This is a genomic window from Amycolatopsis thailandensis, assembly GCF_042723255.1.
In the GTDB taxonomy this organism is placed as follows: domain Bacteria; phylum Actinomycetota; class Actinomycetes; order Mycobacteriales; family Pseudonocardiaceae; genus Amycolatopsis; species Amycolatopsis thailandensis.
In genome coordinates this window covers 1-25512 of record NZ_JBHXJK010000013.1, presented here as the reverse complement: position 1 = coordinate 25512, position 25512 = coordinate 1, and the positions used below count along the sequence as shown (strand labels likewise).

The 25512-nt window shown below is 69.8% G+C and carries 22 protein-coding genes; 17 read left to right on the top strand and 5 right to left on the bottom strand.

The features are described 5' to 3' along the window. Positions 1–97 precede the first annotated feature (97 nt). Genes ACFWMR_RS07660 through ACFWMR_RS07650 form a run of 3 tightly spaced genes read right to left on the bottom strand, consistent with a single transcriptional unit; the run spans position 98 to position 3077 of the window. Entirely contained in the window at positions 98–1615 is a 1518-nt protein-coding gene (locus ACFWMR_RS07660) for a tripartite tricarboxylate transporter permease (RefSeq protein WP_378377811.1), read from the bottom strand. After that, positions 1615–2112: a tripartite tricarboxylate transporter TctB family protein gene (locus ACFWMR_RS07655; RefSeq protein WP_378377810.1), complete on the bottom strand. Its 498-nt coding sequence runs from the start codon at positions 2110–2112 to the stop codon at positions 1615–1617. The genes ACFWMR_RS07660 and ACFWMR_RS07655 overlap by 1 nt, the downstream gene beginning before the upstream one ends. Then, entirely contained in the window at positions 2109–3077 is a 969-nt protein-coding gene (locus ACFWMR_RS07650; RefSeq protein ID WP_093932412.1) for a Bug family tripartite tricarboxylate transporter substrate binding protein, read from the bottom strand. The genes ACFWMR_RS07655 and ACFWMR_RS07650 overlap by 4 nt, the downstream gene beginning before the upstream one ends. A 132-nt stretch (positions 3078–3209) precedes the next feature. Between ACFWMR_RS07650 and ACFWMR_RS07645 the strand changes: the two genes are divergently transcribed. Together ACFWMR_RS07645 and ACFWMR_RS07640 are read left to right on the top strand one after the other, a co-directional pair. Next, entirely contained in the window at positions 3210–4742 is a 1533-nt protein-coding gene (locus ACFWMR_RS07645) for a sensor histidine kinase (RefSeq protein ID WP_093932413.1), read from the top strand. Beyond that, complete coding sequence (locus ACFWMR_RS07640) at positions 4739–5401, top strand: response regulator (RefSeq protein ID WP_093932414.1); 663 nt, start codon at positions 4739–4741, stop codon at positions 5399–5401. Before ACFWMR_RS07645 ends, ACFWMR_RS07640 begins: the two co-directional genes overlap by 4 nt. 243 nt (positions 5402–5644) lie before the next feature. Here the strand turns inward: ACFWMR_RS07640 and ACFWMR_RS07635 are convergent, their stop codons facing one another. Beyond that, complete coding sequence (locus tag ACFWMR_RS07635) at positions 5645–6430, bottom strand: isocitrate lyase/PEP mutase family protein (RefSeq protein WP_378377809.1); 786 nt, start codon at positions 6428–6430, stop codon at positions 5645–5647. Between the two features lie 4 nt (positions 6431–6434). Next, on the bottom strand, positions 6435–7013 hold the full coding sequence (locus ACFWMR_RS07630) for a TetR/AcrR family transcriptional regulator C-terminal domain-containing protein (protein WP_378377808.1): 579 nt from the start codon (positions 7011–7013) through the stop codon (positions 6435–6437). 140 nt (positions 7014–7153) lie between these two features. Between ACFWMR_RS07630 and ACFWMR_RS07625 the strand changes: the two genes are divergently transcribed. From ACFWMR_RS07625 to ACFWMR_RS07555, 15 genes are all read left to right on the top strand, one after another. Beyond that, complete coding sequence (locus tag ACFWMR_RS07625) at positions 7154–8473, top strand: DHA2 family efflux MFS transporter permease subunit (RefSeq protein ID WP_378377807.1); 1320 nt, start codon at positions 7154–7156, stop codon at positions 8471–8473. A gap of 115 nt (positions 8474–8588) precedes the next feature. Then, positions 8589–9791, top strand: a complete 1203-nt coding sequence (locus ACFWMR_RS07620) for an ROK family transcriptional regulator (RefSeq protein ID WP_093932418.1) — start codon at positions 8589–8591, stop codon at positions 9789–9791. Positions 9792–10168: 377 nt separating this feature from the next. Further along, positions 10169–11578: a hypothetical protein gene (locus ACFWMR_RS07615; RefSeq protein ID WP_378377806.1), complete on the top strand. Its 1410-nt coding sequence runs from the start codon at positions 10169–10171 to the stop codon at positions 11576–11578. Positions 11579–11592: 14 nt separating this feature from the next. Next, positions 11593–12075 (top strand): hypothetical protein, encoded by a 483-nt coding sequence (locus ACFWMR_RS07610; RefSeq protein ID WP_378377805.1) that lies wholly within the window; start codon positions 11593–11595, stop codon positions 12073–12075. A gap of 220 nt (positions 12076–12295) precedes the next feature. Beyond that, the gene (locus ACFWMR_RS07605; RefSeq protein WP_378377804.1) at positions 12296–13558 is read left to right on the top strand and encodes an ROK family transcriptional regulator; all 1263 of its coding nucleotides are present in this window, start codon (positions 12296–12298) and stop codon (positions 13556–13558) included. Then, the gene (locus ACFWMR_RS07600) at positions 13555–15057 is read left to right on the top strand and encodes a sugar ABC transporter ATP-binding protein (protein WP_378277153.1); all 1503 of its coding nucleotides are present in this window, start codon (positions 13555–13557) and stop codon (positions 15055–15057) included. The genes ACFWMR_RS07605 and ACFWMR_RS07600 overlap by 4 nt, the downstream gene beginning before the upstream one ends. After that, the gene (locus ACFWMR_RS07595) at positions 15054–16070 is read left to right on the top strand and encodes an ABC transporter permease (RefSeq protein WP_093939159.1); all 1017 of its coding nucleotides are present in this window, start codon (positions 15054–15056) and stop codon (positions 16068–16070) included. The genes ACFWMR_RS07600 and ACFWMR_RS07595 overlap by 4 nt, the downstream gene beginning before the upstream one ends. Positions 16071–16104: 34 nt before the next feature. Continuing rightward, entirely contained in the window at positions 16105–17157 is a 1053-nt protein-coding gene (locus ACFWMR_RS07590; protein WP_378377803.1) for a substrate-binding domain-containing protein, read from the top strand. A 41-nt stretch (positions 17158–17198) separates the two neighbouring features. Then, positions 17199–18368: a Gfo/Idh/MocA family protein gene (locus ACFWMR_RS07585; RefSeq protein WP_378377802.1), complete on the top strand. Its 1170-nt coding sequence runs from the start codon at positions 17199–17201 to the stop codon at positions 18366–18368. Positions 18369–18488: 120 nt separating this feature from the next. Then, a complete protein-coding gene (locus ACFWMR_RS07580; protein ID WP_378377801.1) occupies positions 18489–19646 on the top strand; it encodes an inositol-3-phosphate synthase in 1158 nt (385 codons plus the stop codon). An 11-nt stretch (positions 19647–19657) separates the two neighbouring features. Beyond that, positions 19658–20506, top strand: a complete 849-nt coding sequence (locus ACFWMR_RS07575; RefSeq protein WP_378377800.1) for an SCO3242 family prenyltransferase — start codon at positions 19658–19660, stop codon at positions 20504–20506. Next, a complete protein-coding gene (locus tag ACFWMR_RS07570; protein ID WP_378377799.1) occupies positions 20503–21915 on the top strand; it encodes an EboA domain-containing protein in 1413 nt (470 codons plus the stop codon). Before ACFWMR_RS07575 ends, ACFWMR_RS07570 begins: the two co-directional genes overlap by 4 nt. 4 nt (positions 21916–21919) lie before the next feature. Beyond that, a complete protein-coding gene (locus tag ACFWMR_RS07565; protein WP_378377798.1) occupies positions 21920–22783 on the top strand; it encodes a TatD family hydrolase in 864 nt (287 codons plus the stop codon). Next, positions 22780–23859 carry a metabolite traffic protein EboE gene (gene eboE, locus ACFWMR_RS07560; RefSeq protein ID WP_378377797.1) on the top strand — a complete coding sequence of 360 codons (1080 nt, stop codon included), beginning with the start codon at positions 22780–22782 and terminating at the stop codon, positions 23857–23859. The genes ACFWMR_RS07565 and eboE overlap by 4 nt, the downstream gene beginning before the upstream one ends. Then, a complete protein-coding gene (locus tag ACFWMR_RS07555) occupies positions 23856–25229 on the top strand; it encodes an alkaline phosphatase family protein (RefSeq protein WP_378377796.1) in 1374 nt (457 codons plus the stop codon). The genes eboE and ACFWMR_RS07555 overlap by 4 nt, the downstream gene beginning before the upstream one ends. Positions 25230–25512: the final 283 nt, after the last annotated feature.

Below are 25512 nucleotides of genomic sequence, written 5' to 3'. Positions count from 1 at the left end.
GCGCCGGAAGGATCACTCGCGCGGACAAGTGTTCTCCTTCCGAAGAGGGAAAAGGCCCGGCCTCGGGGCAGTCGAGGCCGGGCCGGATTCCCGCTGGTCAGGCGTCCACCTTGTCCTTGGGCTCCGCCTCGGTGGCGGTGGGACGGGCAGGCAGGAAGCGCTTGATCAACGGGAAGAACAGGATCACCAGGATGATCACGTAGACCACGATCGCGAACGGGGTGTTGAACAACCCGGTCAGGCTGCCGTCGCTCAGTTGCAGCGCGCGCCGCATCTGCTGTTCGGCGGCCGGGCCGAGGATGACGCCGATGATCGCCGGCAGCACCGGCAGCCCGTAGCGGCGCATCGCGAACCCGATCAGGCCGATCACGAACATCACCAGCAGGTCGAAGATGTCCGCGTTGACCGCGTACGCGCCGACACTGGCGAAGAACAGGATGCCCGCGTAGAGGTACGGCCTCGGGATCCGCAGCAGCTTCGCCCACAGCGGCGCCAGCGGCAGGTTCAGCACCAGCAGCAGCGTCAGGCCGACGAACAGCGAGGCGATCAGGCCCCACACCAGCGAAGACTCCCGCTCGAACAGCAGCGGTCCCGGCTGGATGCCGTACTGCTGGAACGCCGCGAGCATCACGGCCGCGACCGCGGTGGTCGGCAGGCCGAGCGTCAGCATCGAGACCAGCGTCCCGGCGGCCGACGCCGACGCCGTCGCTTCCGGACCCGCGACGCCTTCGATGGCGCCCTTGCCGAACTCGTCCTTGTGCTTCGAGAGCCGCTTTTCCGTGACGTACGAGAGGAAAGTCGGGATCTCCGCGCCACCCGCGGGCACCGCGCCGAACGGGAACCCGATGAGCGGCCCGCGCAGCCACGGCTTCCACGTCCGCTTCAGATCGGCGCGCGAGAGCCACGGCCTGCCGACCGGGATCGGCTTGAAGGCGTTGCGCCGCAGGTGCGCGGCGACCCACAGCGACTCGCCGACCGCGAACAGCGCGACCGCCACGATCACCACGTCGATGCCGTCGGCCAGGTGCAGCGAGCCGAAGGTCAGCCGTTGCTGGCCGGTCATCTCGTCGAGGCCGACCAGGCCGATGGTGAGCCCGATCAGCAGCGAAGCCACGCCGCGGATCCGGGAACTGCCGAGCACCGAGGTGACCGCGATGAACGCCAGCACCATGATCGCGAACAGGTCCGGCGCGCCGATGTCGACGGCGTGCTTCGCGATCACCGGGGCGAGCACGACCAGCGCGATCGTGCCGAGGATGCCGCCGACGAAGTGCCCGATCGCGGCCGCCGCAAGCGCTTGCGCGCCACGGCCCTTGCGGGCCATCGGGTTTCCGTCGATGGCCGCGACCACCGCCGCGCTCTCACCCGGCGTGTTCAGCAGGATCGACGTCGTCGAGCCGCCGAACATCCCGCCGTAGTAGATGCCGGCGAACATGATGAACGCGCCGGTGGGCTCCAGCCCGTAGGTCACCGGCAGCAGCAGCGCCACCGCCATGGCCGGGCCGATGCCCGGCAGCACGCCGATCGCGGTGCCCAGCAGGACACCGATCGCCGCCATCGCGATATGGGTCGGGGTCAGCGCGGTACCGAAGCCGTCGATGAGTTGCTGGAACATCAGAACACCTCCATCAACGGGCCACCGGGGAGCGGGACACCGAGCAGGTTGTTGAAGACCAGGAAGGTCACGACGGACATGCCGGCCGCGATCAGCGGGTCACGCACCAGGTTGCGGCTGCCGAGCGCGTACGCCGCGCCCCAGAACAGGATCGCGCCCGAGATCGGGAACCCGACCAGGCCGATCAGTGCCGCGTTGGCGAGGAAGGCGCCGCACAGCAACAGGACCGTGCGCAGATCGGCGGGCTCGGTGAGGTCGATGTCCTCGCCGCCCTCGGCCTCGCCCTTGCCGCCGCGCAGCACGTCGCGCGCCAGCAGCACGGCGACGAGCAGCAGCAGGGAACCGACCAGGATCGGCACCGCCTTCGGCCCCACCGGTCCGCGCTGGGCGAAGTCGGTGGGGATGCGCAGCGCGTCGGTGAGCACCAGGACGCCGAGCGCCAGGAGTCCCACGCTCACCCCGAGTTCGGAGCGGCCTTTAAGCCACGTGGTCGTCATGCCAGACCCAGCTCTTTCAGCACCGTTGCCACTCGCGTGTTCTCCTCTTCGAGAAACGAACCGAACTGCTCCCCGGGAGCGAAAGCCCCGGTCCATCCGTTGCGCTGCAAGGCTTCCTGCCACTGCGGCGTCTTCTGCAGCCGATCGAACAGGCTGACCAGCTTCGCCCGGTCCGACTCGGTGATGCCGGGCGGCGCGACGATGCCGCGCCAGTTGGTGAACTTGACGTCCACGCCGGACTCCGACAGCGTCGGCGCGTCGATCCCGGGGATCCGCTTCTCGCTGGTCACCGCCAGCACCCGGAGCGTGCCCGCCGCGATCTGGTCGCGGTACTCACCGACGCCCGAGACACCGAACGCGACCTTGCCGCCGAGCACCGACGCGAGCAGCTCGCCGCCGCCGTCGAACTGGACGTAGTTGACCTTTTTGGGGGCCAGCCCGACGGCCTTCGCCATCAGCATCGGCGCCAGGTGGTCCGGGCCGCCGGGGGACGAACCGCCGCCGACCTGGACCGCGCCCGGATCGGCCTTCCAGGCCGCGATGAGCTGGTCGATCGTCTTGTACGGCGAGTCCTTGCCGACCACGACGATGTCCGACTCTTCGATCAGCTTCGCCACCGGCGTGGTGTCGAGCAGCGAAGACGGCGACTTGTTCGTGAACACGCTGCCCACGACGCCGAGACCCATCGACATGACGAGCTTGCCGTTGCCGCGTTCGGCCACCGTGCGGCCGAGACCGACCGTGCCGCCGGCGCCCGGGAGGTTGAACACCTCCGCGTTGCCGAGCAGGTCGGCGTCCTCCATCGCCTTGGTCGCCGTGCGGGCCGTGATGTCGTAACCGCCCCCGGGCGCGTTGGGCACGAGCACCCGCATCGACCGGATCTGCGAGCCTTCGTCGGCCTCGCTGCCCGGTGTGAGCAACGGTGGCACCAGCAAGACGGCGACGAGCGCCGCCGCGATGGCCAACCAGCTACTGGGCTTCACTGTGATCCCCGCCTCTCTGCCGCGTGGTTGGACATGTTGCACTCGTGTAAACAGAGATGTCCCGCTTGCGGGCCCAATGGTTGTTGTGTTCGTTTTGGTCACGCGGAGGTGGCGATGGGTGCTCGGGGTTCCTTGGCCCGCCAGCTCCTCGTGTGGCAACTGGTGGTCGTCACCTGCCTACTGTGCGCGGTGGGCGTCCTGGCCGTCACCCAGGCGGGGAACAACTTCCGCACCACCGAGGGACGCCGGGTGCTCTCGGTCGCGGAGACCGTCGCGGCGCAAGGTGTCGTGGGCGACCTCGAAAACGGCCCGTTCGAGCTCGCGGCGCCCGCGGAGACCGCGCGGAGCTTCTCCGGCGTCGATTTCGTCGTCATCGCCGACGCCCAGCGCTATGTGCTCGCTTCGCCGTATCCGGATCAGCTCCGGACGACACTGGACATCGGGGAGAGCACCGTCCTTTCCGGACGGTCGTGGGTCGGCGAACTCGACGGCTCGATCGTGGCGCACGTCCCGGTGCTCGACGAAAAGGGCGGCACGGTGATCCGCATGGTCGCGGCCGGTTCGAAGTCGCCGGGTTTCTTCGCCGGTTTCCTCGACTCGCCGGACAACGCCCTGCGGGTGCTCGGAGTCGCGCTGGTGATCGGTGTGAGCGGCTCGCTGCTGCTGGCGCGGCGGGTGAAGAACCAGACGCTCGGGCTGGAGCCGCACGAGATCACCGCGCTGGTGGAGAACCGGGAGGCGCTCCTGCACGGCATCAAGGAGGGCGTCGTCGGCCTGGACCCGCAGCACCGGATCACCCTGGTGAACGATCACGCCCGCGCACTGCTGGCCCTGCCCGACGACGCCGTCGGCCGGTCGGTCGAGGACCTCGACCTCAACGAGCGGATCCGCGACCTGCTCACCGGCCGCGCGACCGGCGCCGACCAGATCGTGCTGCGGCAAGGGAAGGTGCTGACGCTGAACCGGATGCCGATCGACGTGCGGGGGGCCGTCGTCACCCTGCGGGACCGCACCGATCTGATGACCCTGCGGGACGAGCTCGACGCCAGCAGGCACGCCACCGACACGTTGCGGGCGCAGGCGCACGAGTTCAGCAATCGGCTGCACACCATCTCCGGGCTGCTGGAACTCGGGGAATACGAAGAGGTCCGCGGCTTCGTCAGCCGGATCAGCTCGGCGCAGGGGGAGTGGCGCGCGGAGGTCGGCTCCCGGGTCGGCGACCCGGCCGTGGCGGCACTGCTGATCGCGAAGGCGTCGCTGGCGGCGGAACGCGGGGTCGGGCTGCGCATGGCCCCGGACAGCGAACTGGACCGCGTCGAGGACGCGCTCTCCACGGATTTGGTGACGGTACTGGGAAATCTCGTCGACAACGCGCTGGACGCCTTGGGTGGCGAGCAGGGCTGGATCGAGGTCGGCGTGTGGCAGGAGGAGGACGAAGTGCGGGTGGAGGTCCGTGATTCCGGGCCGGGAGTCGCGCCGGAGATCGCGGAGGAAGTGTTCAAGCACGGCTTCACCACGAAGGCCGCGGCGCACGGCCAGCGCGGTCTCGGGCTCGCGCTGATCCGGCAGGCGTGCGTCCGGCGGGGTGGTTCCGTCGAGGTGCACAACTCCGGTGGCGCGGTGTTCACGGCGAGGTTGCCGCGATGATCCGGGTGCTCGTCGTCGACGACGACTTCATGGTCGCGAAAGTCCACAGTGGATACGTCGCGCGCACGGAGGGCTTCGCCGTCGTCGGCGTCGCGCACACCGGAGCCGACGCGATCCGCCTGGCGCGGGAGCTGAAGCCGGACCTGGTGCTGCTGGACGTCTACCTGCCGGACGTCGACGGGCTTTCCGTGCTGCGGGAACTGCGCGCCACCGAGGACGTCGACGTCATCCTGATCACCGCGGCGACCGACGTGGAAACCGTGCGGCAGGCGATGCGGGGCGGGGTCCTGCACTATCTGATCAAGCCGTTCGAGTACGCGTCGCTGCGGGATCAGCTCACCCATTTCGCGTCGCTGCACCAGCGGCTGGACCGGCTGGCCGAGGCCGGGCAGGCCGACGTCGACCAGGTCTTCGGCTCGCGCCCGAGCGCGAAACCCGTGCTGCCCAAGGGACTCACCGTCCAGACCGCGCGGCTGGTGGAGACCGCGCTGCGGGGCGCGTCCGGCGGGATGTCCGCGAGCGAATGCGCCGAGGCGACCGGCGTCGCCCGGGTGAGCGCGCGCCGGTACCTGGAGCATTTCGTGGCGACGGGAAAGGCCGAGGTGACGCTGAAGTACGGCGGTACGGGACGGCCGGAGCGCCGGTACCTGTGGTCCTGACCGCCCCGCCCCACGCTGCGTTTCGTCCTCTGAATGCGGCAGGACACCGCACTCGCGTGATCAGAGCCGGAACTCGCGTGATTGAAGCCGGGACATGCGTGCTTGGAGCCGGAACTCGCGTGATCAGAGCCGGAACTCCGAGTGCGGCGTCCCATCACGTGAGTTCCGGCTCCAAGCACGCGAGTCACGTGTCTGATCACGCGAGTTACGCCTTCACCCTCGGCGATCCCTGCGGTTGGCCGTCTAAACGCGGGGGGTGAGGAGGGCGTTCAGGGCGCCGTAGTCGAAGGACTCCTCGAGGCGCGAGTAAGTGCCGGTCGAGAAGAGTTCCCGCGCGCTTTCCCGGACGACGGCGTAGGCGGACTGGCTGATCCCGGAACCGACGCTCACCCGCGCGACCCCGAGCCCGGCCAGTTCCTTGACGCTCGGCGCGCCCGGGTGGGCCATCACGTTCACCGGCGCGTCGATGCCCTCGACGAGCGCGGTGATCACGGCGGGATCGGTGGCGCCGGGCACGAAGATCCCGTCGGCGCCCGCGGCCAGGTAGGCGGCCGCGCGCTCCAGCGTCTCCGGCACGCCGCCGAGCCCGCGGAGGAAGGTGTCGATCCGGGCGTTGACGAACACCTCGTCGCTCGCCGCGCGGGCCGCCGCGATCCGCGGGACCACCTCTTCGGGCGGCCGTGGGCCGTCCTCGATGTTGATGCCGACCGCGCCGGCCGCCACCACCGCGGCGACGGTTCCGGTGACGTCCTCGGGCGTGTCCGCGTGCCCGCCCTCGATGTCCGCGGTCACCGGAACCGTTGTCACGCGGGCGATCCTGGCGATCAGGTCCACGGCGAGGTCCCGGCCGAGCAGGTCGCCGTCGGGAGCGCCGAGGCTCCACGCCACCCCGGCGCTGGTGGTGGCGATCGCCGCGGCGCCCGCGTCTTCCACGATCCGGGCGCTCGCGACGTCCCACGCGTTGGCCAGCACCAGCGGGCTGGACGGGACGTGCAGGGAACGGAACAGCCTGGCCTTTTCGGTTGTCATGGCGTCAGTCCAGCAGCTTTGCGACATCCCGGTCTGGCGGATTCGCGACATCGACGTCGGCGCGGAGTCCGGCGATCAGGCGGGCGAGGCCGTACTCGAAGGAGGCGGCCGGATCCTCGGCGTGGTCGCTCTCGGCGTGCTGTTGCTCGTCGATCGCGCAGCCGAGGGTGTACCGGCTGATCGCGAGGATCGCGTACGTCGCGTCCTCCTCGTCGAAACCGGCCGCCAGCAACGGTTTGATCAGCGGCGTCATCGCCGAGCGCTCGGTCGGCCGCGTGCCCGCGTGCAGGCGTGCGCCGTCCCGGTAGGACAGCAGGGTGCGGCGGATGGTGCGGGCCCGCCAGGCCAGCCATTCGCCCCAGTCGGCTGTCGCGAGGGGACCGTCCAGCGGGGAGAGCTGGTCGTCCAGCATGGTTTCGGCCATCTGATCCAGCAACGCCTGCTTGCTTTTGAAGTGCGTGTAGAGCGCGGGACCCCGCACGCCGAGCTTCTCCCCGAGCCTGCGCAGGCTCAATCCGTCCAGCCCGACCTCGTCGAGGAGTTCGAGCGCGGCTCGAACGTAGCCATCCCGTCTCACGACCATGGGCACACCTTTGTCCGTCCGTATCGGACTTGACAACTCGGGTTGATCTTATCACTGTTAAGTTCTTAACGGCGATAAGATTGGCAGGTAGGATGATCGGAAGTACCGATGACGCGCGAATTTCCCCGGCTTTGTGGGGGATGGCGTCGATCTTGACCGTCGGCGGGTTCCTGTCGATGTTCACCTCGACCGTCGTCAACGTCGCGCTCGGCACGATCGCGGCCGGATTCCGGGCACCCCTCGGTACCGCTCAGTGGATCGCGACCGGTTACCTGCTCGCGCTCGCCGCGATGGTGCCGGTGAGCGGCTGGGCGAGCCGCCGCTTCGGGACGACCAGGCTCTGGCTGGTGTGTGTCGGTCTGTTCGCTCTGCTCTCGGCGCTTTGCGCGACGGCGACGTCGATCGAGGCGCTGATCGCTTTCCGTGTCCTGCAAGGCGCCGCGGGCGGACTGCTCGTCCCGGCGGGTCAGATCCTCTTCGCGGTGACGGCGGGGCCGAAACGGCTCGGCCGGATGATGGCCGTGCTGAGCATCCCGATCTACCTCGCCCCGGTGCTCGGGACCCTCTGCGGCAGCGTGCTCACCGAGCGGTTCGGGGTGCCGTGGCTGTTCCTGGTGAACGTGCCGCTGTCGGTGCTCAGCCTGGTACTGGGCCTGAGGTGGCTGCCGAGGGAAAGGCTCGCGGACCCTCAGCCGCTGGACAGGCGCGGCGTACTCCTCACCATGACCGGTCTGCCGCTGCTCGTGTACGGCTTCGCCGAAGCGGCCCCGATCGCGGTGGCCGCCGGCGCGATCCTGCTCGTGGCCTTCGCGGTCGGCGCGCTGCGGTCGCCCGCCCCGCTGCTCGATCTCCGGTTGTTCCGCGACCGCGCGTTCTCCTCGGCGGCCGCCGTCGTCTTCGGGATGGGGGCCGCGCTGTTCGGCGCGATGATCGTCCTGCCGCTGTACTACCTCGACGTCCGGCACGAAAGCCTCGTCGCCACCGGGTTCCTGACCGCGCCACTGGCACTCGGCACGGTGCTCGCCCTTCCTCTCGCGGGCAGGCTGACCGACCGGATCGGCGGCGCGCGGGTGATCTTCGCCGGGCTGATCGTCACGATCATCGGGACGGTGCCGCTCGCGCTGCTCACCGAGTCCGACGACTACCGGTGGCTCTCGGCCGTGCAGTTCGTCCGCGGCTGCGGCATCGGGCTGACCACCACCCCGGCGCTCGCCGCCGGACTGAGGTCGGTGGCGAAAGAGCGAATTTCCCACGCGATGCCGTTGTTCGCCATGCTGCAACGGATCGGCGGATCGTTCGGGACGTCGATCCTGACCGTGATCGTCTCCGCGCGTCTCGCCGCCGCTCCGGGGTCCGCGGCGGCCGTCGCGGGCACGCATTGGTGGATCGTGGGGATCACCGCGGTCGTGCTGATCCCGTCGTGGATCCTCGTCCGCGCCGAATCGTCCACAGTGGACTGACCGGGGCCGGTGGGTTTGTTCCCGTCCGGGGGTTCCCCGAGGTTTCCACTCTCGTGAGCGCGTCTCCGCCGTGGCATTCGGGACACTCGGTGGACAACGCCGTAGGCTCAGGGGAATGAGCACGGCATCCACCACGGAGCATCCGATGGTCGAAACCCGGCACCAGACCCAGTTGCTCACCCTGCTGCGCGACGAGGGGCCGATGTCCCGGGTCGAGCTGGGGGAGCGACTGGAGTTGCCGCGTGCCCGGGTGGGCGCCGAGGTCGCGCGCCTCGCCGAGGTCGGCCTCGTCGAAACCGCGGGCCCGTCGGCGAGCCGGGGCGGCAGGCGGTCCACGCTGGTGCGGCTGGCGGGAGACCTGCGCGTGCTGTCGGTCGACGTCGGCGCGACGTCGGTCGGGGTCGCCCTCACCGACGCTTCGTGCGAGGTGCTGGTGCACACCGTCGAGGACTGCGACGTCCGGCAGGGGCCGCACGCGGTCCTCAAACGCGTGGCCGCCCTCGCGGAGAAGATCCGCGAAGAGGCGCCGGGCAAGCTGATCGCCGCCGGGATCGGGCTCCCGGGGCCGGTGAGCTTCGCCGAGGGCATGGCGGTCGCGCCGCCGATAATGCCCGGCTGGGACCGGTTCTCGGTGCGTGACCACCTCGGCGGAGTGCTGCGCTGCCCGATCACCGTCGACAACGACGTGAACTCGATGGCGCTCGGGGAACGGCACGCCGGCGTCGCCCGCTCCATCGACGACCTGGTGTTCGTGAAGATCGGTACCGGTATCGGCTGCGGGATCGTGCTGGGCGGCAAGGTGTACCGCGGTGTCGCCGGTACCGCGGGCGACATCGGGCACATCCGCCTCGACGACTACGGGCCGACCTGCGCCTGCGGTGAGACGGGCTGCCTCGAGGCGTACTTCGGCGGCGCCGCGCTGGCCCGCGACGGGCTGACGCTGGCCCGCAGCGGCCGGTCGACCTACCTCGCCGACGTCGTCGCGGCCCGGGGCGCGATCACCGCCCAGGACGTCGGCCGCGCGGCGGCGTCGGGCGATTTCGGCGCGGTCAACCTGATCCGCGACGGCGGACGGCGGCTCGGTCAGGTGGTCGCCTCGCTGGTGAGTTTCGTGAACCCGGGCATGGTCGTGATCGGCGGCGGCGTCGCGCAGCTCGGGCATCAGCTGCTCGCCGAGATCCGCAGCTCGGTCTACCGGCGGTCGCTGCCGCTCGCGACCGGGAACCTGCCGATCGTGCTGTCCGAGCTCGGGGACACCGCCGGGGTCATCGGGGCCGCTTGGTCGGCGACGGACCGGGCTTTCACGCTGAGCAGCTGAGCCGGCGGCGGCGCAGAGCAGGAGCACCCGCCAGGCGAGGCCGCCCCAGGTGCTCGGAGTGGGCGGTTGCCCGTATCCGGCCATCCCGGCGAGGACGATCGCGACGATCAGGTCCGCGCGTTTGCCGGTGAGCAGGGCCACGGCCCTGCCGAAGGACCGGAATCGACGTCTGGGCGGCTTGTCCGTGGTGACGCTCATGAGGTTCTCCTTCAGGCCGGACTCGTTCCGTGAGTCGTCACTTTGGGACGTCGGGCGCCACCGCGGCACGCCTGATGCCGGGGAGGGCCGGGGCGATCCGGGGAATCCCGGGGCAGGTTCGCGGCACGGTGACCAGGCGGGTTCCACCGACTACACTTCGTGTGGCCGGGGAGGGACCGATGGCCGAGGCGAACAGATTGCTGCGGGCGGCGAGAGAGCGTCTGCCCTCACCCGGCGCGCCGGGTGAACGGGCCAGCCGGGCGGAGGTCGCGGAAGCGGTCAACGCCTGGTTGTGGGAGGCCACGGGCAAGCGGCACGCCCTGGACGCGCACTATCTGGCCAAACTCGAGCGTGGTGTCGCGAGGTGGCCCAACGCGGCCTACCGTGCGGGGCTACGGCACGTTCTCGGAGCCGCGGACGACGCGACGTTGGGATTCGTGCCTCCTCGTCGCGCATCGGGCGGTCCTTTGCCTTCACCGGTCCTCTTCGAGTCCCGGTGGGACTCCAGGACTATGATCGAACGGGCGATCGCCCTGGCCGACCACGATCTCCTCCCGCCGGAAAGGGGAAGATCGTCCGCTCGCGAGGGAACCTTGATCGGCCACGTGCTCACCGCCGAGCTGCGGCCGTTCCTGTCACCGGTCGACGGCGTGGAAGAGCGCGGGGGAAACGCCTTCAGCCCACCGGAACTCGACGCCGCCGAGCAGTTCGTCCAGGTGCTGCGCTCGTGGCATTCCGCGCACGGAGCGCTCTCCCGGGCGGCGGTCGTCGCCCAGCTCGGAGCTCACGTTCGCCGTCTGCGCGCCGCGCCGCAGGGCACCCCCGAGACCATCCGGGGCTTCCGGGTGGGGGCCGAGATCGCGGACATCGCAGCCTCGATGGCTTGGGACACGGGCGAAAGCGGTACCGCCCAACGCTACTTCGTGCTCGCCGCCCAGCTCGCCCACGCGGCGGGCGACGACGCGTTGGCCGCGGTCGCGTTGGCGTCGCTCGCCCGTCAGTGCTTCGACATGGGACGCCCCGATGACGGGCTCGAGGTCGTCCAACTCGCGCAGTACTGCACGAGGCGCATCGCGACGCCGAGACTACGAGCAGTTTTGGCCACGCGTGAAGCGTGGGCCTACGCGCTTCAAGGCGAGCCGCGAGCCTTCCGGCGCGCGGTCGCGCTCGCCGAGGACCACCACGGCGAAGGAGTGCGTGATCTCGATTCGCGGACACCGTCGGCGAGAAGTCTTGACAGCGCGGAACTCGCGGGTGTCATCGGTGCCCGCTACCGGGATCTCGCCCGGTACGACCCGCGGTACGCCGTGACCGCTCAGACCTACATCGGCCGGGCGCTCGACCTGCGAGATCCGGGCAGGAAGCGCAACCGGGTCTTCGACCTCATCGGTCTGGCCAGGGCGCATCTGCTGTCACGCGAGCCCGAAAGGGCCGCGGAGCTGGTCGCGGAGGCGCTGCCTTACGCGGGTGCGTGGGCGTCCGGGAGGGTCGGTGTGCGCTTGAGGGACTTCCATCGTGAGGCCGCGGTGTTCGCTACGGTGCCCGCCGTGCGGGACGTCCGTGACGCCGTCCTGAAACTGACCGCTTGATGAGAGGAACTTCGTTGCGCCGCATCGGAATCACCGGACACTCGAATCTGTCCGAGACGACGGCGCCGTTGATCGCCGATGCTCTTCACCGGGTGCTCGCCGACCTGCCCGACGGACCGCTCGTCGGCGTTACCTGCCTGGCCCGTGGCGCCGATCAGCTCTTCGCCCGCGCGGTGCTCGACCTCGACGGTTCGCTGGAGGTCGTCCTCCCCGCGCACGACTATCGCGATCGGAAGGTCAAACCGGACAACGCGGCCGACTTCGACGAGCTGCTCGGCCGGGCGGCGGTCGTCGACATCCTGCCGTTCCCCGAGTCCGGCCGCGAGGCCTACATGGCGGCCAGTGAGCGGGTACTGGCCGAGGTGGAGTCCATGATCGCGGTCTGGGACGGCGGGCCTTCCGGCGGTCACGGGGGCACCGCCGACGTCGTCGAGGCGGCGCGTGAGCGCGGTCTGGCGGTGACGGTCGTCTGGCCCGTGGGCGCCACCCGCGGGTGAGCTCAGGGCACGTTGAGCACCCACTTGATTCCGATTAGTAACGTCAAGATCGTACAGACTTTCGCTCGAAAAGTACGAAAGTCTGTGTCGATCTGGACGGCTATTCGGGTGACGGCGGGCATTTCTGTCCTGTTGTCACCTTGACGAGTGACACGCACCACCCTACTTTCGCTGGCTAAGTAACAAAGTTTGTTACGGCCGATTCGTAAGTGAGGGATGTGTGGCCGCGACGGAATCCGGGCAGCTCGACCCGGTCAGCCCACGCACGGCGAACGCCGCCGACGGGTTCTCGGCGGGGAAACGTACCTCGAACCTCGCCGCGCTCCTGCGGGCGTTGCGCGTGGGGCCGCTCTCGCGCACCCAGCTCGCGGCGCGCTGCGGGCTCACCAAGGCGGCCGTCTCCGGGCTGATCACCGAGCTGACCGAGCGCGGTCTCGTCCGCTCCGCCGGACTCCAGGGCGGGGGCAACGGCAGGCCCAGCCAGCTGGTCGAGCTCAACGGCGCCAGCGCCTACGGGCTCGCGCTCAGTGTCGAGGCCGACCGTTTCGCCGCCGTCGTCACCAACCTCGAAGGCAGCGTCGTCGCCGAACGCACCGAGACCGCCGACGTCGCCGCGCTCGGGCTGCACCGGAGCATGGACGAACTCGCCTTCCTCGCCGGACGGGTACTGCGCGACGAGCAGCCGGTCGGCGTCACGGTGTCCGTCCCCGGGCTGGTCGACTCGGCCGCCGCCGTCCTGCGGTTCGCGCCGACCCTGCGCTGGCGCGACGCCGAGATCGCCGATCTGCTCGCCGCCCGGCTCGGCCTGCCCGCCGACGCCATCGCGGTCGACAACGAGGCCAACCTCGGCGCGGTCGGCGAGGCTGTCGCCGGTGTCGGCCGCGGCGTGCGGGAACTCTTCTACCTCAGCGGCGGCACGGGTGTCGGTGGCGGACTCGTGTCCGGCGGCGCGATCCTGCGCGGCGCACGGGGTTTCGCCGGCGAGGTCGGGCACATCGCCGTCGACCCGTCGGGCGAGCAGTGCCCCTGCGGCCGGATCGGCTGCCTGGAGACCAAGGCCGGGCTCAACGCCGTCCTGCGCGGCGCCGCCTCGCCCGGCGACCCGCTGCACGATCCCGCGCTCGGCGTCGACGGCCGGGTCGGGCTGCTCAAGCACCGCGTGCGGCGCGGTGACCAGCGCGCGGTCGGCGCGGTCTCGGAACTCGGGGTCGCGCTCGGCATCGCGGTGTCCACCGTGGTCGACGTCCTCGACCCGGACGTCGTCGTGCTCGGCGGCTACTTCGCCGAACTGGGCGAATGGCTGGTCGAGCCAGTGCGCCGCGAACTGTCCGCCCGTCCGCTCGGGCACGAGCCCGCCTGCCGTGTCGAGCCGTCGCCGCTGGGCACCACCGCCCCGCTGCGCGGCGCCGCACACCTTGCCACCGAACGGCTTTTCGCCGATCCGACGCTTGTCCCGTTCGTCACCCAGGAGGCACCGGCATGACCCTGCTTTCGGTCCGGGGGATCGTGAAGACCTTTCCGGGGGTGCGCGCGCTCGACGGTGTCGACTTCGACGTCGAACCCGGCGAGGTGCACTGCCTCCTCGGCCAGAACGGCGCGGGCAAGTCCACGCTGATCAAGACGCTCGCCGGGGCCCACCGTCCCGACGGCGGTGAGATCTTCTGGCAGGGCGAGCCGGTCACGCTGCCTTCGCCGGTCGCCGCGCTGAAGATCGGCATCGCGACCATGTACCAGGAACTCGACCTGGTGCCCGGACTTTCCGTCGCGGACAACATCTTCCTGGGCCGCGAGCGCGCGACGTTCGGGTTCACGCGGATCAGCGAGTCCCGGAACAAGGCCGCCAAGCTGATGGCCCGGCTCGGGCATCCCGAGATCACGCCGTCGACCGAGGTCGGCAAGCTGTCCGCGGCCGGGCAGCAGCTGGTCTCGATGGCGCGGGCGCTCGCGTACGACGCGAAACTGCTGGTGATGGACGAGCCCACCGCGGCGCTGGCGGGCGAAGAGGTCGACAACCTGTTCCGCATCGTCGGCGAGCTGACCGCCGAGGGCGTCGCGATCATCTACATCTCCCACCGGCTCGAAGAACTGCGCCGGATCGGGCACCGCGTCACCGTGCTCAAGGACGGCAAGACCGTCTCCACCGGCCTGGACGCCAAGGAGACGCCGACCTCCGACCTCGTCGCGCTGATGGCGGGACGCAAGGTCGAGACCGTGTTCGGCCCGCGCCACCAGGAACACGTGGACGCGAGCAACGAGGTCCTCAAGGTGGAGAACCTGACCACCGTCGGCGAATTCGAGAACGTGAACTTCACCGTGCACGCCGGTGAGGTCGTCGGGATCGCGGGTCTCGTCGGCTCGGGGCGCAGCGAGCTGCTGGAGACGATCTTCGGCGCGCGCAAGCAGGACGCGGGTTCGGTGTCGGTCGACGGCGAACCGGTCCGGCCGGGCAGCGTGTCCGCGGCGGTCAAGGCGGGCATCGGCCTGGCACCGGAGGAACGCAAGAGCCAGGGACTCCTGCTGGACCTGCCCGTCGTGCACAACGTGACCCTGGCGAGCCTGAGCAAATACGCGACGTTCGGCTTCACCGAGCGGGGCAAGGAACTCGACGACGCCGGGGAAAGCCTGCGGCGCCTCGATCTCCGGCCCGCCGACCCGCACCGGATCATCCGCACGCTCTCGGGCGGCAACCAGCAGAAGGCGGTGCTCGCCCGCTGGCTGGTGCGCGGCTGCCGGGTCCTGCTGCTGGACGAGCCGACGCGCGGGGTCGACGTCGGCGCGCGGGCCGAGCTGTACCGGCTGATCGAGGAACTGGCCGCGACCGGTGTCGCGATCGTGCTCGTCAGCAGCGAGATCCCCGAAGTGCTCGGACTGTCCGACCGGGTGCTGGTGCTGCGTGAAGGACGTGTCCTGGCTGAAAAGCCGTCTGCGGAGCTGACAGAGGCGGATGTGCTCGACGTGATTCTCGAAGGGAGTGCGGCGTGACCGACCAAGCCGAGTCGGTGCGTACGGAAGCCGCCGTGGAAACCGTGCCACCCAAGAAGAACGGATTCAAGTTCACCGCCGACCCCCGGTTGCTCGGGCTGACCGGTGTGCTGGTGATCCTGTGCGTAGTCGGCCAGGTCACCCGGCCCGACCAGTTCTTCACCGACGGCAACATCTCCACGATCCTGCGCCTGGCCGCGGCGATCGGGGTGGTCAGCGTCGGGATGACGTTCGTCATCATCGCCGGGGGCATCGACCTCTCGGTCGGGTCGATCGTGGCGCTCTCCAGTGTCTGGCTGACCACGTTGGCCACTCAGTCCTACGGCCCCTGGGTGATGATCCTTTGTGGACTCCTGGTCGGTCTCGGCTGCGGGCTGGTCAACGGGATCCTGGTGTCCTACGGGAAGATCGTGCCGTTCATCGCGACACTGGCGATGTACGTCTCGGCCCGCGGGCTCGCGGAACGCATCAGCGGTCGCCGCACGCAGGTGGTGTCGGACGCGGGCTTCCTGGAGTTCTTCCGCGGCGACCTGCTCGGCGTCCCGGTGCTGATCTGGATGTTCGCGCTGGTGTTCGCCGTCGGCTGGGTGGTGCTGAACCGCACCACGTTCGGCCGCCGCACCTTCGCCGTCGGCGGCAACGCCGAGGCGTCGCGGCTGGCGGGCATCAACGTCAAGCGCCACACCGCACTCGTCTACGGCGTCGCCGGGCTGTGCTGCGGCATCGCCGCGCTGATGGTCGTCGCCCGCACCACCGCGGGCGCCTCGACCAACGGCATGCTCTACGAACTCGACGCGATCGCGGCGGTCGTCATCGGCGGCACCCTGCTCACCGGCGGCCGCGGCTCGCTCATCGGCACCCTGATCGGCGTGCTGATCTTCACCGTGCTGTCCAACATCTTCACGCTCAACAACCTGGACACCGACATCCAGAACATCGCCAAAGGCGTGATCATCGTGCTGGCCGCGCTGCTCCAGTTCCGCTCCGTGAAGAAAACCAAGACGAGTACTTAGTGGTCACCCCCGTCACCGTGGATGGAGAGTCGTCATGACCGAACAATCCCTGCACCGCCGCCGTTTCCTGCTGGGAGGCGCAGCCGTCGGAGCGGGTGCGCTGCTGACCGCGTGCACCTCGAACGAGGCACCGGCGCAGAACAACGCGGCCAACGTGGCCAACGCCGGGGCCGACTCGCAGCCCGGAACCCCGGTGACGATCGGGTTCTCGGCGCCCGCCGCGGACCACGGCTGGATGGCGGCCATCACCAAGAACGCCCGCGCGCAGGCGCAGAAGTTCAGTGAGGTCACGCTCAACGCGACCGAGGGCACCAACGACGTCAACCAGCAGATCTCCCAGGTGGAGACGCTGATCAACGCCAAGGTCAACGTCCTGGTGATCCTGCCGTTCGACGGCAAGGCGCTGACCGCGGTCGGCCAGCAGGCGATGGACGCCGGCATCCAGGTGATCAACCTGGACCGCGTCTTCGACACCCCGCTCGCGTACCGCACCTGGATCGGCGGCGACAACTACCGCATGGGCGTCAACGCGGGCAACTACATCGCCCAGCAGATGAAGGCGAAGAACATCGCCAGCCCGGTGATCGGCGAGGTCGCCGGCATCGACTCGCTGCCGCTGACCCAGGAACGCAGCAAGGGCTTCAAGGACGCGTTGGCCCGTCAGGGTTTCGCCGTCGGCCCCCGCGTCTCGGCAGAGTTCACCCCGGAGTCGGGCGAGAAGCAGACGTCGAACCTGCTGCAGTCGGCGTCCAAATTGGACGCTCTGTGGAACCACGACGACGACCAGGGGGTCGGCGTCATCGCGGCGATCAACAACGCCAACCGCAAGAACTTCCTGATGGTCGGCGGCGCCGGTTCGAAGAACGCGATGAACCTGATCAAGTCCGATGCCGAGCCGCTGAAGGCGACGGTGCTCTACAGCCCGTCGATGGCGTCTTCGGCGATCTCGCTCGCGCGTCTGCTCGGCCAGGGCAAGGGCGCCGGTGACTTCGCCGAGCACGAGATCCCCGCCGAGATCACCACGTACTCCGCGGTGGTCACCAAGGAGAACGTCGACAAGTACATGGACGTCGGCTTCGACTCGTAAGACCTGCGTACCCGACACACGCACGCTTATCTAGGAGGGGCATGAGCACGGCAAAGGAAACGATCGGGATCGGCATGGTGGGCCACGCGTTCATGGGTGCGGTGCATTCGCACGCGTGGCGCAGTGTGCACCGGTTCTTCACGCCACCGCTGATCCCGAGACTCGCCGTGCTCGGCGGCCGTGACGAGGTGCGGGCGAAGGCCGCGGCGGAACGGTTCGGCTGGGAAGACGTCGAGACGGATTGGCGCGCGCTGATCGCCCGCGACGACGTCGACCTGGTCGACATCTGCACGCCGGGCGACAGCCACGCCGAGATCGCGATCGCCGCGCTCGAAGCCGGAAAGCACGTGCTGTGCGAGAAACCGCTGGCCAATACCCTCGCGGAAGCCGAAGCGATGGCCGAGGCGGCGGCGAAGGCGCGGGCGAACGGCGTCCGGTCCATGGTGGCGTTCAACTACCGCCGGGTGCCCGCGCTCGCACACGCCAGGAAACTGGTGGCGAGCGGGGCGCTCGGAGAGATCCGCCATGTGCGGACGGTGTACTTGCAGGACTGGCTGTCCGATCCCGAGTCGCCGATGACCTGGCGGCTGCACAAGGACAAGGCGGGCTCGGGCGCGCTGGGCGACCTCGGCGCGCACATCGTCGACGCCGCCCAGTTCGTCACCGGCGAGACGATCACCGGGGTTTCCGCGCTGACCAACACCTTCGTCAAGGAGCGGCCGGACGGTGACGGCGGCACCGGACAGGTCACGGTCGACGACACCGCGCTGTTCCTCGGCCGGTTCAGCGGAGGGGCGGTGGCGAGTTTCGAGGCGACCCGGTTCGCGCTGGGCCGCAAGAACGCGATGCGGCTGGAGATCAACGGATCGAAGGCAAGCCTGGCGTTCGACTTCGAGTCGATGAACGAACTGTCCTTCTTCGACGGCGGCCAGCCCGCCACCGAGGCCGGGTTCCGCCGGATCCTGGTCACCGAACCCGAGCATCCGTACGTCGGGGTGTGGTGGCCGCCGGGGCATCTCCTCGGCTACGAGCACACCTTCACCAACGAGGTCGCCGATCTGCTCACCGCGATCGGCGACGGCACGGATCCCGAGCCGTCCTTCGAGGACGGGTTGAGGGTTCAGCAGGTCCTGGACGCGGTCGAGCGCAGTGCGTCCGAAGAGGCGCGATGGACCGCTGTACCCGGTGTGACCACGAAGGGAAGTAGCTGAGAAGTAGTTCCAGCCGAAAGTCGCATGGACGGAGAACACCGCGACTTGGTTCGATCCGAAACGTCCGACCATCCGAACACAAACGCCGTTGGACTTTTCGGGTTGGGAAAGGTGGAGGAAATGCCTGCTCAGGAACGCACGGGCATCTGGTTGATCGGGGCGAGGGGGTCTGTCGCCACCACCGCCGCGGTGGGGCTGCTGGCGCTGCGCGCGGGGGTGACGGGCGGAGGCGGCTGTGTCAGCGAACTGCCCGCCTTCGCGGAGGTTCCGTTGCCTGGCTGGGATGATCTGGTCCTCGGTGGGCACGACATCGTGCACACCCCGCTGGAGAAGCGCGCCGAACAGCTGGCCCACGCCGGCGTGTTCGGGCACTCGGTGTTCTCGGCGGTCCGGGCCGGGCTGGCCGAAGTGGACGCCGAGATCCGCGACGGCTACCACCCGGCGACGCATACGGGTGCCCAGGCCGACGCGGCCGCCCGGCTCACGGCGGACATCCGAGCTTTCGCCGACCGGCACGACCTCGCGCGGGTCGTGGTCGTGAACGTTTCCTCCACCGAGGCCCCGTGCCCCCACCTGCCCGAACACGACGATCTCGACGCGCTGGAAGCGGCGCTGTCCGACCCTGCCCGGGCGGTGCTGCCCTCCAGTTCCCTGTCCGCCTACGCGGCCCTGAAGGCGGGGAGCCCGTACGTCGAGTTCACGCCGTCGGCCGGGATCACGTTGCCCGCGCTGCGGAAGCTCGCCGAGCGGGAAGGCCTGCCGTACGCGGGTTGCGACGGCAAGACCGGCGAGACCCTGCTCCGCACCGTCCTCGCGCCGATGTTCAGCGCGCGGGCGCTGAAGGTCCGCTCCTGGGCGGGCACGAACCTGCTCGGCGGCGGCGACGGCGAGACCCTCGCCGACCCGGTGACCGCGAACAGCAAGCTGGAATCCAAGGCCCGCGGGCTCGCCGCGTTGCTCGGCGACGGCGTCACCGCGCCGCTGCACATCGACAACGTGCCGGACCTCGGGGAGATCAAGACCGCGTGGGACCACGTGTCGTTCGAGGGCTTCCTCGGCGCGCGCATGAACTTGCAGTTCACCTGGACCGGCTACGACTCCGCGCTCGCGGCGCCGCTGATCCTCGACCTCGCCCGCTTCGTCACCGCCGCGCACGCCGGCGGGCAGAGCGGCGCGCTGACCGAACTCGGGTTCTTCTTCAAGGACCCGCTGGGCAGCGACGAACACCGCTTCGCCGAGCAGACCGCTCGCCTGGTCGCCTGGGCGGGAGCCCTGTGAAGGCGCCCGCTTTGAATTCATACGTGGAACTCGTGCGGGCGCCCGCCGCGCTGACGGTGCTCGGCGACACGGTCGCCGGATCCGCCGCGGCGGGGCTCAAGATGACCGGGCGGCGCCTGCTGCTGCCGTTGTCCTCGGTCGCCTTCTACTGGGCGGGGATGGCCCTCAACGACTGGGCGGACCGGAATCTCGACGCACGAGAGCGGCCCGAGCGGCCGATCCCGTCCGGACGGGTGAGCGCGGGCGCGGCGCTCACCACCGGCGCCGCGCTGACCGCGGCGGGGCTGGGCCTGGCCGCGCTCGGCGGCGGACGCCGGGCGATGCGGATCGCGGTCCCGCTGGCCGCCTCGGTCTGGGCCTACGACACCGTGCTCAAGCCGACCCCGGCCGGACCGGTCGCGATGGCGGCCTGCCGCACGCTCGACGTCCTGCTCGGCGCGGGACTTGAAACCCGCCGTGCGCTCACCGCCGCGGCGGCGGTGGGCGTCCACACGCTCGGCGTCACGGCTCTGTCCACCGGGGAGGTCCACGGCGCGAACCCGGCGACAGCCCGTGCCGCTCTGACTACCAGCTGTGTGGCGACAACGTTGGCATTGACCGGCCCGGCGCGCGGAGGCTGGCATCGCGCGGCCTCGATGGCCGCCGGTTCGGGCTACGCGGGTCTGGTCGGCCGGGCCCAGGCGGACGCCGTCCGCGACCCGTCGGCGAAGTCCGTCCGCTCGGCGACCAAGTCCGGCATCCACGGCATGGTGCCGCTCCAGGCGGCTGTCACGGCCAAGGGCTCGGTGCTGGGGGCCGTGCTGGTCGCGGCCGCGCTCCCGATCGCCCGCAAGCTGTCGAGGAAGGTGAGCCCCACATGAGTTTTCACCTCGGATACGGCACCAACGGTTTCTCCAACCACCGCCTCGACGACGCGCTGGCGATCATCGCCGACCTCGGATACACCGGGGTGGCACTGACCCTGGACCACGACCATCTCGACCCGTTCGCCGACGATCTGGCGCGACAGGTCGACCACGTGGCTTCCCGGCTTTCGTCGCTCGGCCTGAACCGGGTCGTCGTCGAGACGGGCGCGCGCTATCTGCTCGACCCGTGGCGCAAGCACTCGCCGACGTTGCTCGCGGACGACCCCGCGCGGCGGATCGACTTCCTGGCGAGGGCGCTGCAGATCGCCGGGGATCTCGGCGCGGACTGCGTCTCCTTCTGGTCCGGGGTGTCCACTGTGGACACAGAGGTCGCCTGGTCCCGGCTGCGTGACGGCGTCGCGGCGGTCCTGGAGCACGCGGACCGGCTGAAGGTACGACTGGCCATGGAACCCGAGCCCGGGCACCTCGTGCAGCACTTGAGCCAGGTCCTGGACCTGCGCAAGGAACTCGGCGAGCCGGAGCTGTTCGGCGTCACGCTCGACGTCGGGCACTGCGTCGCGGTCGAGCCGGTCAACGCGGCCGAGTGCGTCCGCCTCGCCGGCCCGCTGCTGTGGAACGTCCAGCTGGACGACATGCTGCCGCGGGTCCACGAGCATCTGGAGTTCGGCGACGGGCATCTGGACCTGCTCGGGACGCTCTCCGCGCTGGCGGAGATCGGCTACACCGGGCTGGCCGCGGTCGAGCTGCCCCGGCACAGTCACGCTGCGCCGGACACCGCGCGCCGGGCCTTCGAGGCGCTCACCGCCGCGATGCCGCAGACGTGGTCGGCCAAGGCGGAACGGCGGATCCGGGAGAAGCCGTCGGTGATCGGCGCGCTCTTCCCGGCCGTCGGCCGCGAGGTCGGCCGGGCGGCGCTGCGGCCGGACACCGATCCGCGGGGCCTGGTCCACGGCACCGTCGACGACCGGGCACGCGTCCGGCTCGTGACGGTCCTGGCCGACGTCCTCGACGACGCGGCGCTGGCCACGGAACTGCGCGATCTCTACCGGTTCGGCGACGACGCCGAGCGGCGCGGGGTCCTACGGGCGCTCGCCGCGCTGGAGTCCCCGGGCCCCGAAGTCACCGATGCCGGGATCAAGCTGATCGAAGACGCCTTGCGCGCCAACGACATCAGGCTGGTCGCCGCCGCCATGGGGGCCTTCGCCCGGTTCCTGGACGACCACGCCTGGCGCCACGGCGTCCTCAAATGCGTCTTCGTCGGTGTACCGCTGGCCGCCGTCGCGGATCTGGACGCCCGCGCGGACGACGAGCTGAAGCGGATGCTCGCCGATTTCGCCGACGAACGCAGGGCGGCCGGACGTGACGTTCCCGCCGACGCCCTCGAATTGCTCAAGGAGAACTGAGCCGATGCGCATCTTCGATCCCCACATCCACATGTCCTCCCGGACCACCGACGACTACGAAGCCATGTACGCGGCCGGTGTCCGCGCGCTGGTCGAACCCGCTTTCTGGCTCGGGCAGCCGCGCACCAGCGTCGGCTCGTACACCGATTACTTCGACGCGCTCATCGGCTGGGAACGGTTCCGCGCCGCCCAGTTCGGCATCCGGCACCACTGCACGATCGCGCTGAACCCCAAGGAAGCCAACGATCCCCGCTGTCGCGAGGTGCTCGACGTGCTGCCGAGGTATCTGGCCAAGGACGGCGTGGTCGCGGTCGGCGAGGTCGGCTACGACTCGATGACCAAGGAAGAGGACGAGGTCTTCACGCGGCAGTTGGCGATGGCGCTGGAGCACGACCTTCCGGTGATGGTGCACACCCCGCACCGCGACAAACTGGAGGGCACCAAGCGCACCCTCGACGTCGTCCGGGAGGCGGGGATCGCGCCGGAGTGCGTCATCGTCGACCACCTCAACGAGGTCACCGTCAAACTGGTCAAGGATTCCGGCGCCTGGATGGGTTTCTCCATCTACCCGGACACCAAGATGGACGAGCACCGGATGGTCGAGATCCTGCGCCAGTACGGGCTGGAGAAAATGATCGTCAACTCGGCAGCGGACTGGGGCCGGTCCGATCCGCTGAAGACCGCGAAGACCGGGCAGGCGATGCTCGACGGCGGCTTCACCGAGGCCGATGTCGACAAGGTGCTGTGGCAGAACCCTGTCGACTTCTACGACCAAAGTGGACGGCTCACCCTCGACCCGCTGCCCGGGTTCACGGGTGAAGCCGTGACGTTCGAGGGCAACTCGGTCCTGCGAGGTGCCCGCAAATGATCTCGTACTGTACGAACGTCCATCCCGCGGAAGACGTCGAAGGCATCGTCGCGCAGCTGGAGCGGTACGCGCTCCCGGTGCGTGAGCGGCTGGGCGCGGACAAACTCGGCGTCGGGCTGTGGCTCTCCGCGCCTGTCGCGCGTGGGCTCGCCGACGATCCTCAGGCGCGCAAGGTCTTCCGTTCCGAGCTCGACGCGCGCGGGCTCAGCGTGTACACGCTGAACGCTTTCCCGTACGGCGGGTTCCACAACGAGGTCGTCAAGCACGCCGTCTACCGTCCTGAGTGGACTCAGTCGGAGCGGGCGGCGTACACGATCGACTGTGTCACGGTGCTTTCCGATCTGCTGGCCGAAGACGCCACTTACGGCAGTATCTCCACACTGCCGTTGGCTTGGCGTGAACCGTGGAGCGAGCACGACGATCACAGCGCGGCCGTCGCCTTCGAACAGGTCGTCCGCGCGATCCGGGCCACCGGTGACCGGCCGATCCGGCTGGCCGTCGAACCCGAACCCGGCTGCGTGCTCGACACCGTCGCCGACGCGCTCGGCTGGCTGTCCGGCCGCGTCGACCCGGAGTACGTCGGGCTGTGCCTGGACACCTGTCACCTCGCGGTGTCGTTCGCCGACCCGGCGGAGACGCTCAAGGCGATCGCCGAGTCCGAGGTGGACATCGTCAAGGTGCAGGCCTCCGCCGCGCTGCACGTCGAAAAGCCGGCCGAGGCGCGGGAAGCCTTGGCGGCGTTCGCCGAACCTCGTTACCTGCACCAGGTCCGCGAGCTTTCGGGAGGCGCCGTGCACAAGGCGGACGACCTGCCCGAGGCATGGCGAGAATTACCGGGAGAAGGCCCGTGGCGCGTGCACTTCCACATGCCGCTGCACCAGGCCCCGGCCGCGCCGCTGGCCACCACGACGGACGTCCTGCGCGCCGTCGCCGCCGGACTGCCCGGCGAACCGCACATCGAGGTCGAGACCTACACCTGGAGCGTGCTCCCGGACGCGGGCGACCTCGTCGGCGGGATCGCCGCCGAACTCGAGTGGGCACAGGCGAACCTGGTCTCGGAAGGGGTTTCCGCATGAAGCCGCTGGTCGTCATCGACGTCGTCGGGCTGACCCCGAAAGCGTTGCGCGACATGCCGAACCTGTCCGCCGTCGCGAAAGACGGCTGGCAGGCCGAACTGGGCACGGTGCTGCCCGCCGTCACGTGCAGCGCGCAGTCGACGTTCCTCACCGGGCTCATGCCCGCGCAGCACGGGATCGTCGGCAACGGCTGGTACTTCCGCGAACTCGGCGAGATCTTCCTGTGGCGTCAGCACAACCGGCTGGTCGGCGGCGAGAAGCTGTGGGAGACCGCGCGGACGGCGCACCCCGGGTACACCTCGGCGAACGTCTGCTGGTGGTACGCGATGGGGATGAGCACCGACGTCACGGTGACCCCGCGGCCGATCTACCACGCCGACGGCCGCAAGTCGCCGGACGCCTACGTGCGGCCGCCCGAGCTGCACGATCAGCTGACCGGCGCGCTGGGGGAGTTCCCGCTCTTCCAGTACTGGGGCCCGACGGCGTCGCTCAAGTCGAGCAAGTGGGTCATCGGCGCGTCGCGGCAGATCCTGCGGGAGAAGCGACCCGATCTGCTGCTGACCTACGTCCCGCACCTGGACTACGACTTGCAGCGCTTCGGTCCGGACGGGCCGCAGGCCGCTTTGGCGGCGAGGGAGCTGGACAACGCGCTCGCGCCGTTGCTCGACGACGCCCGCAACGCCGGGGCGACCGTGGTCGCGCTCAGCGAATACGGGATCACGAACGTGCACCGGCCTGTCGACATCAACCGGGCGCTGCGGCGCGAGGGTCTGCTGGAGGTCTACACCCAGGCGGGGATGGAGTACCTCGACCCGTGGGCGTCGCGCGCTTTCGCCGTCGCCGACCACCAGGTCGCGCACGTCTACGTCCGCGACTCCGCCGATGTGGAGCGGGTGCGGTCCATCGTCGGCGAGCTGACCGGTGTCGACGAGGTCCTCGACCGCGAGGCGCAGGCTCGCTATGGGATCGACCACGAACGCGCGGGCGAGCTCGTCGCGGTCGCGGAGCCGGACTCGTGGTTCACCTACTACTACTGGCTCGACGACGAGCGGAAGCCCGACTTCGCACGCGGCGTCGAGATCCACCGCAAGCCGGGCTACGACCCCGCCGAACTGTTCTTCGACCCGGAGGACAAGTTCGCCAAGGCGCGGGCCGGGCTGAATCTGGCCAAGAAGTTCGCCGGACTGCGGTACGCGATGGACGTCGTCCCGACCGATCCGCGCTGGGTGCGCGGCTCGCACGGACGGCTGCCGGATTCCGCCGAGGACGGTCCGGTGCTGCTGTGCTCGGATCCGGCCTTCTCCCCGTCCGGTCGCGTCGGGGCGACCGACGTGCACCCGCTGCTTTTGTCGTTGCAGGGCCTGAAATAGGAGGAGGTGGCGTGGTGGTGTGGTCGGTGCGTGTCGCGAAAGCCACTTTCGCGACGCCTGATGTCCCGAAAGTGGCTTTCGGGACAAACTGCTGGATCCCCCTGCCACCGACGTTGCGAAAGCCACTTTCGCAACCTTCAACGTTGTGAAAGTGGCTTTCACAACACCTCCTGCCGGCTCGGTGGCTGGAGGGGGTCGGGGGGGGGGGGGGGGGGGGTTTTGGGGGTGGGAGGGGGATTCAGCTGCACAGACACACGCCGCCCCACCCCCCGCGGCCCCCCCC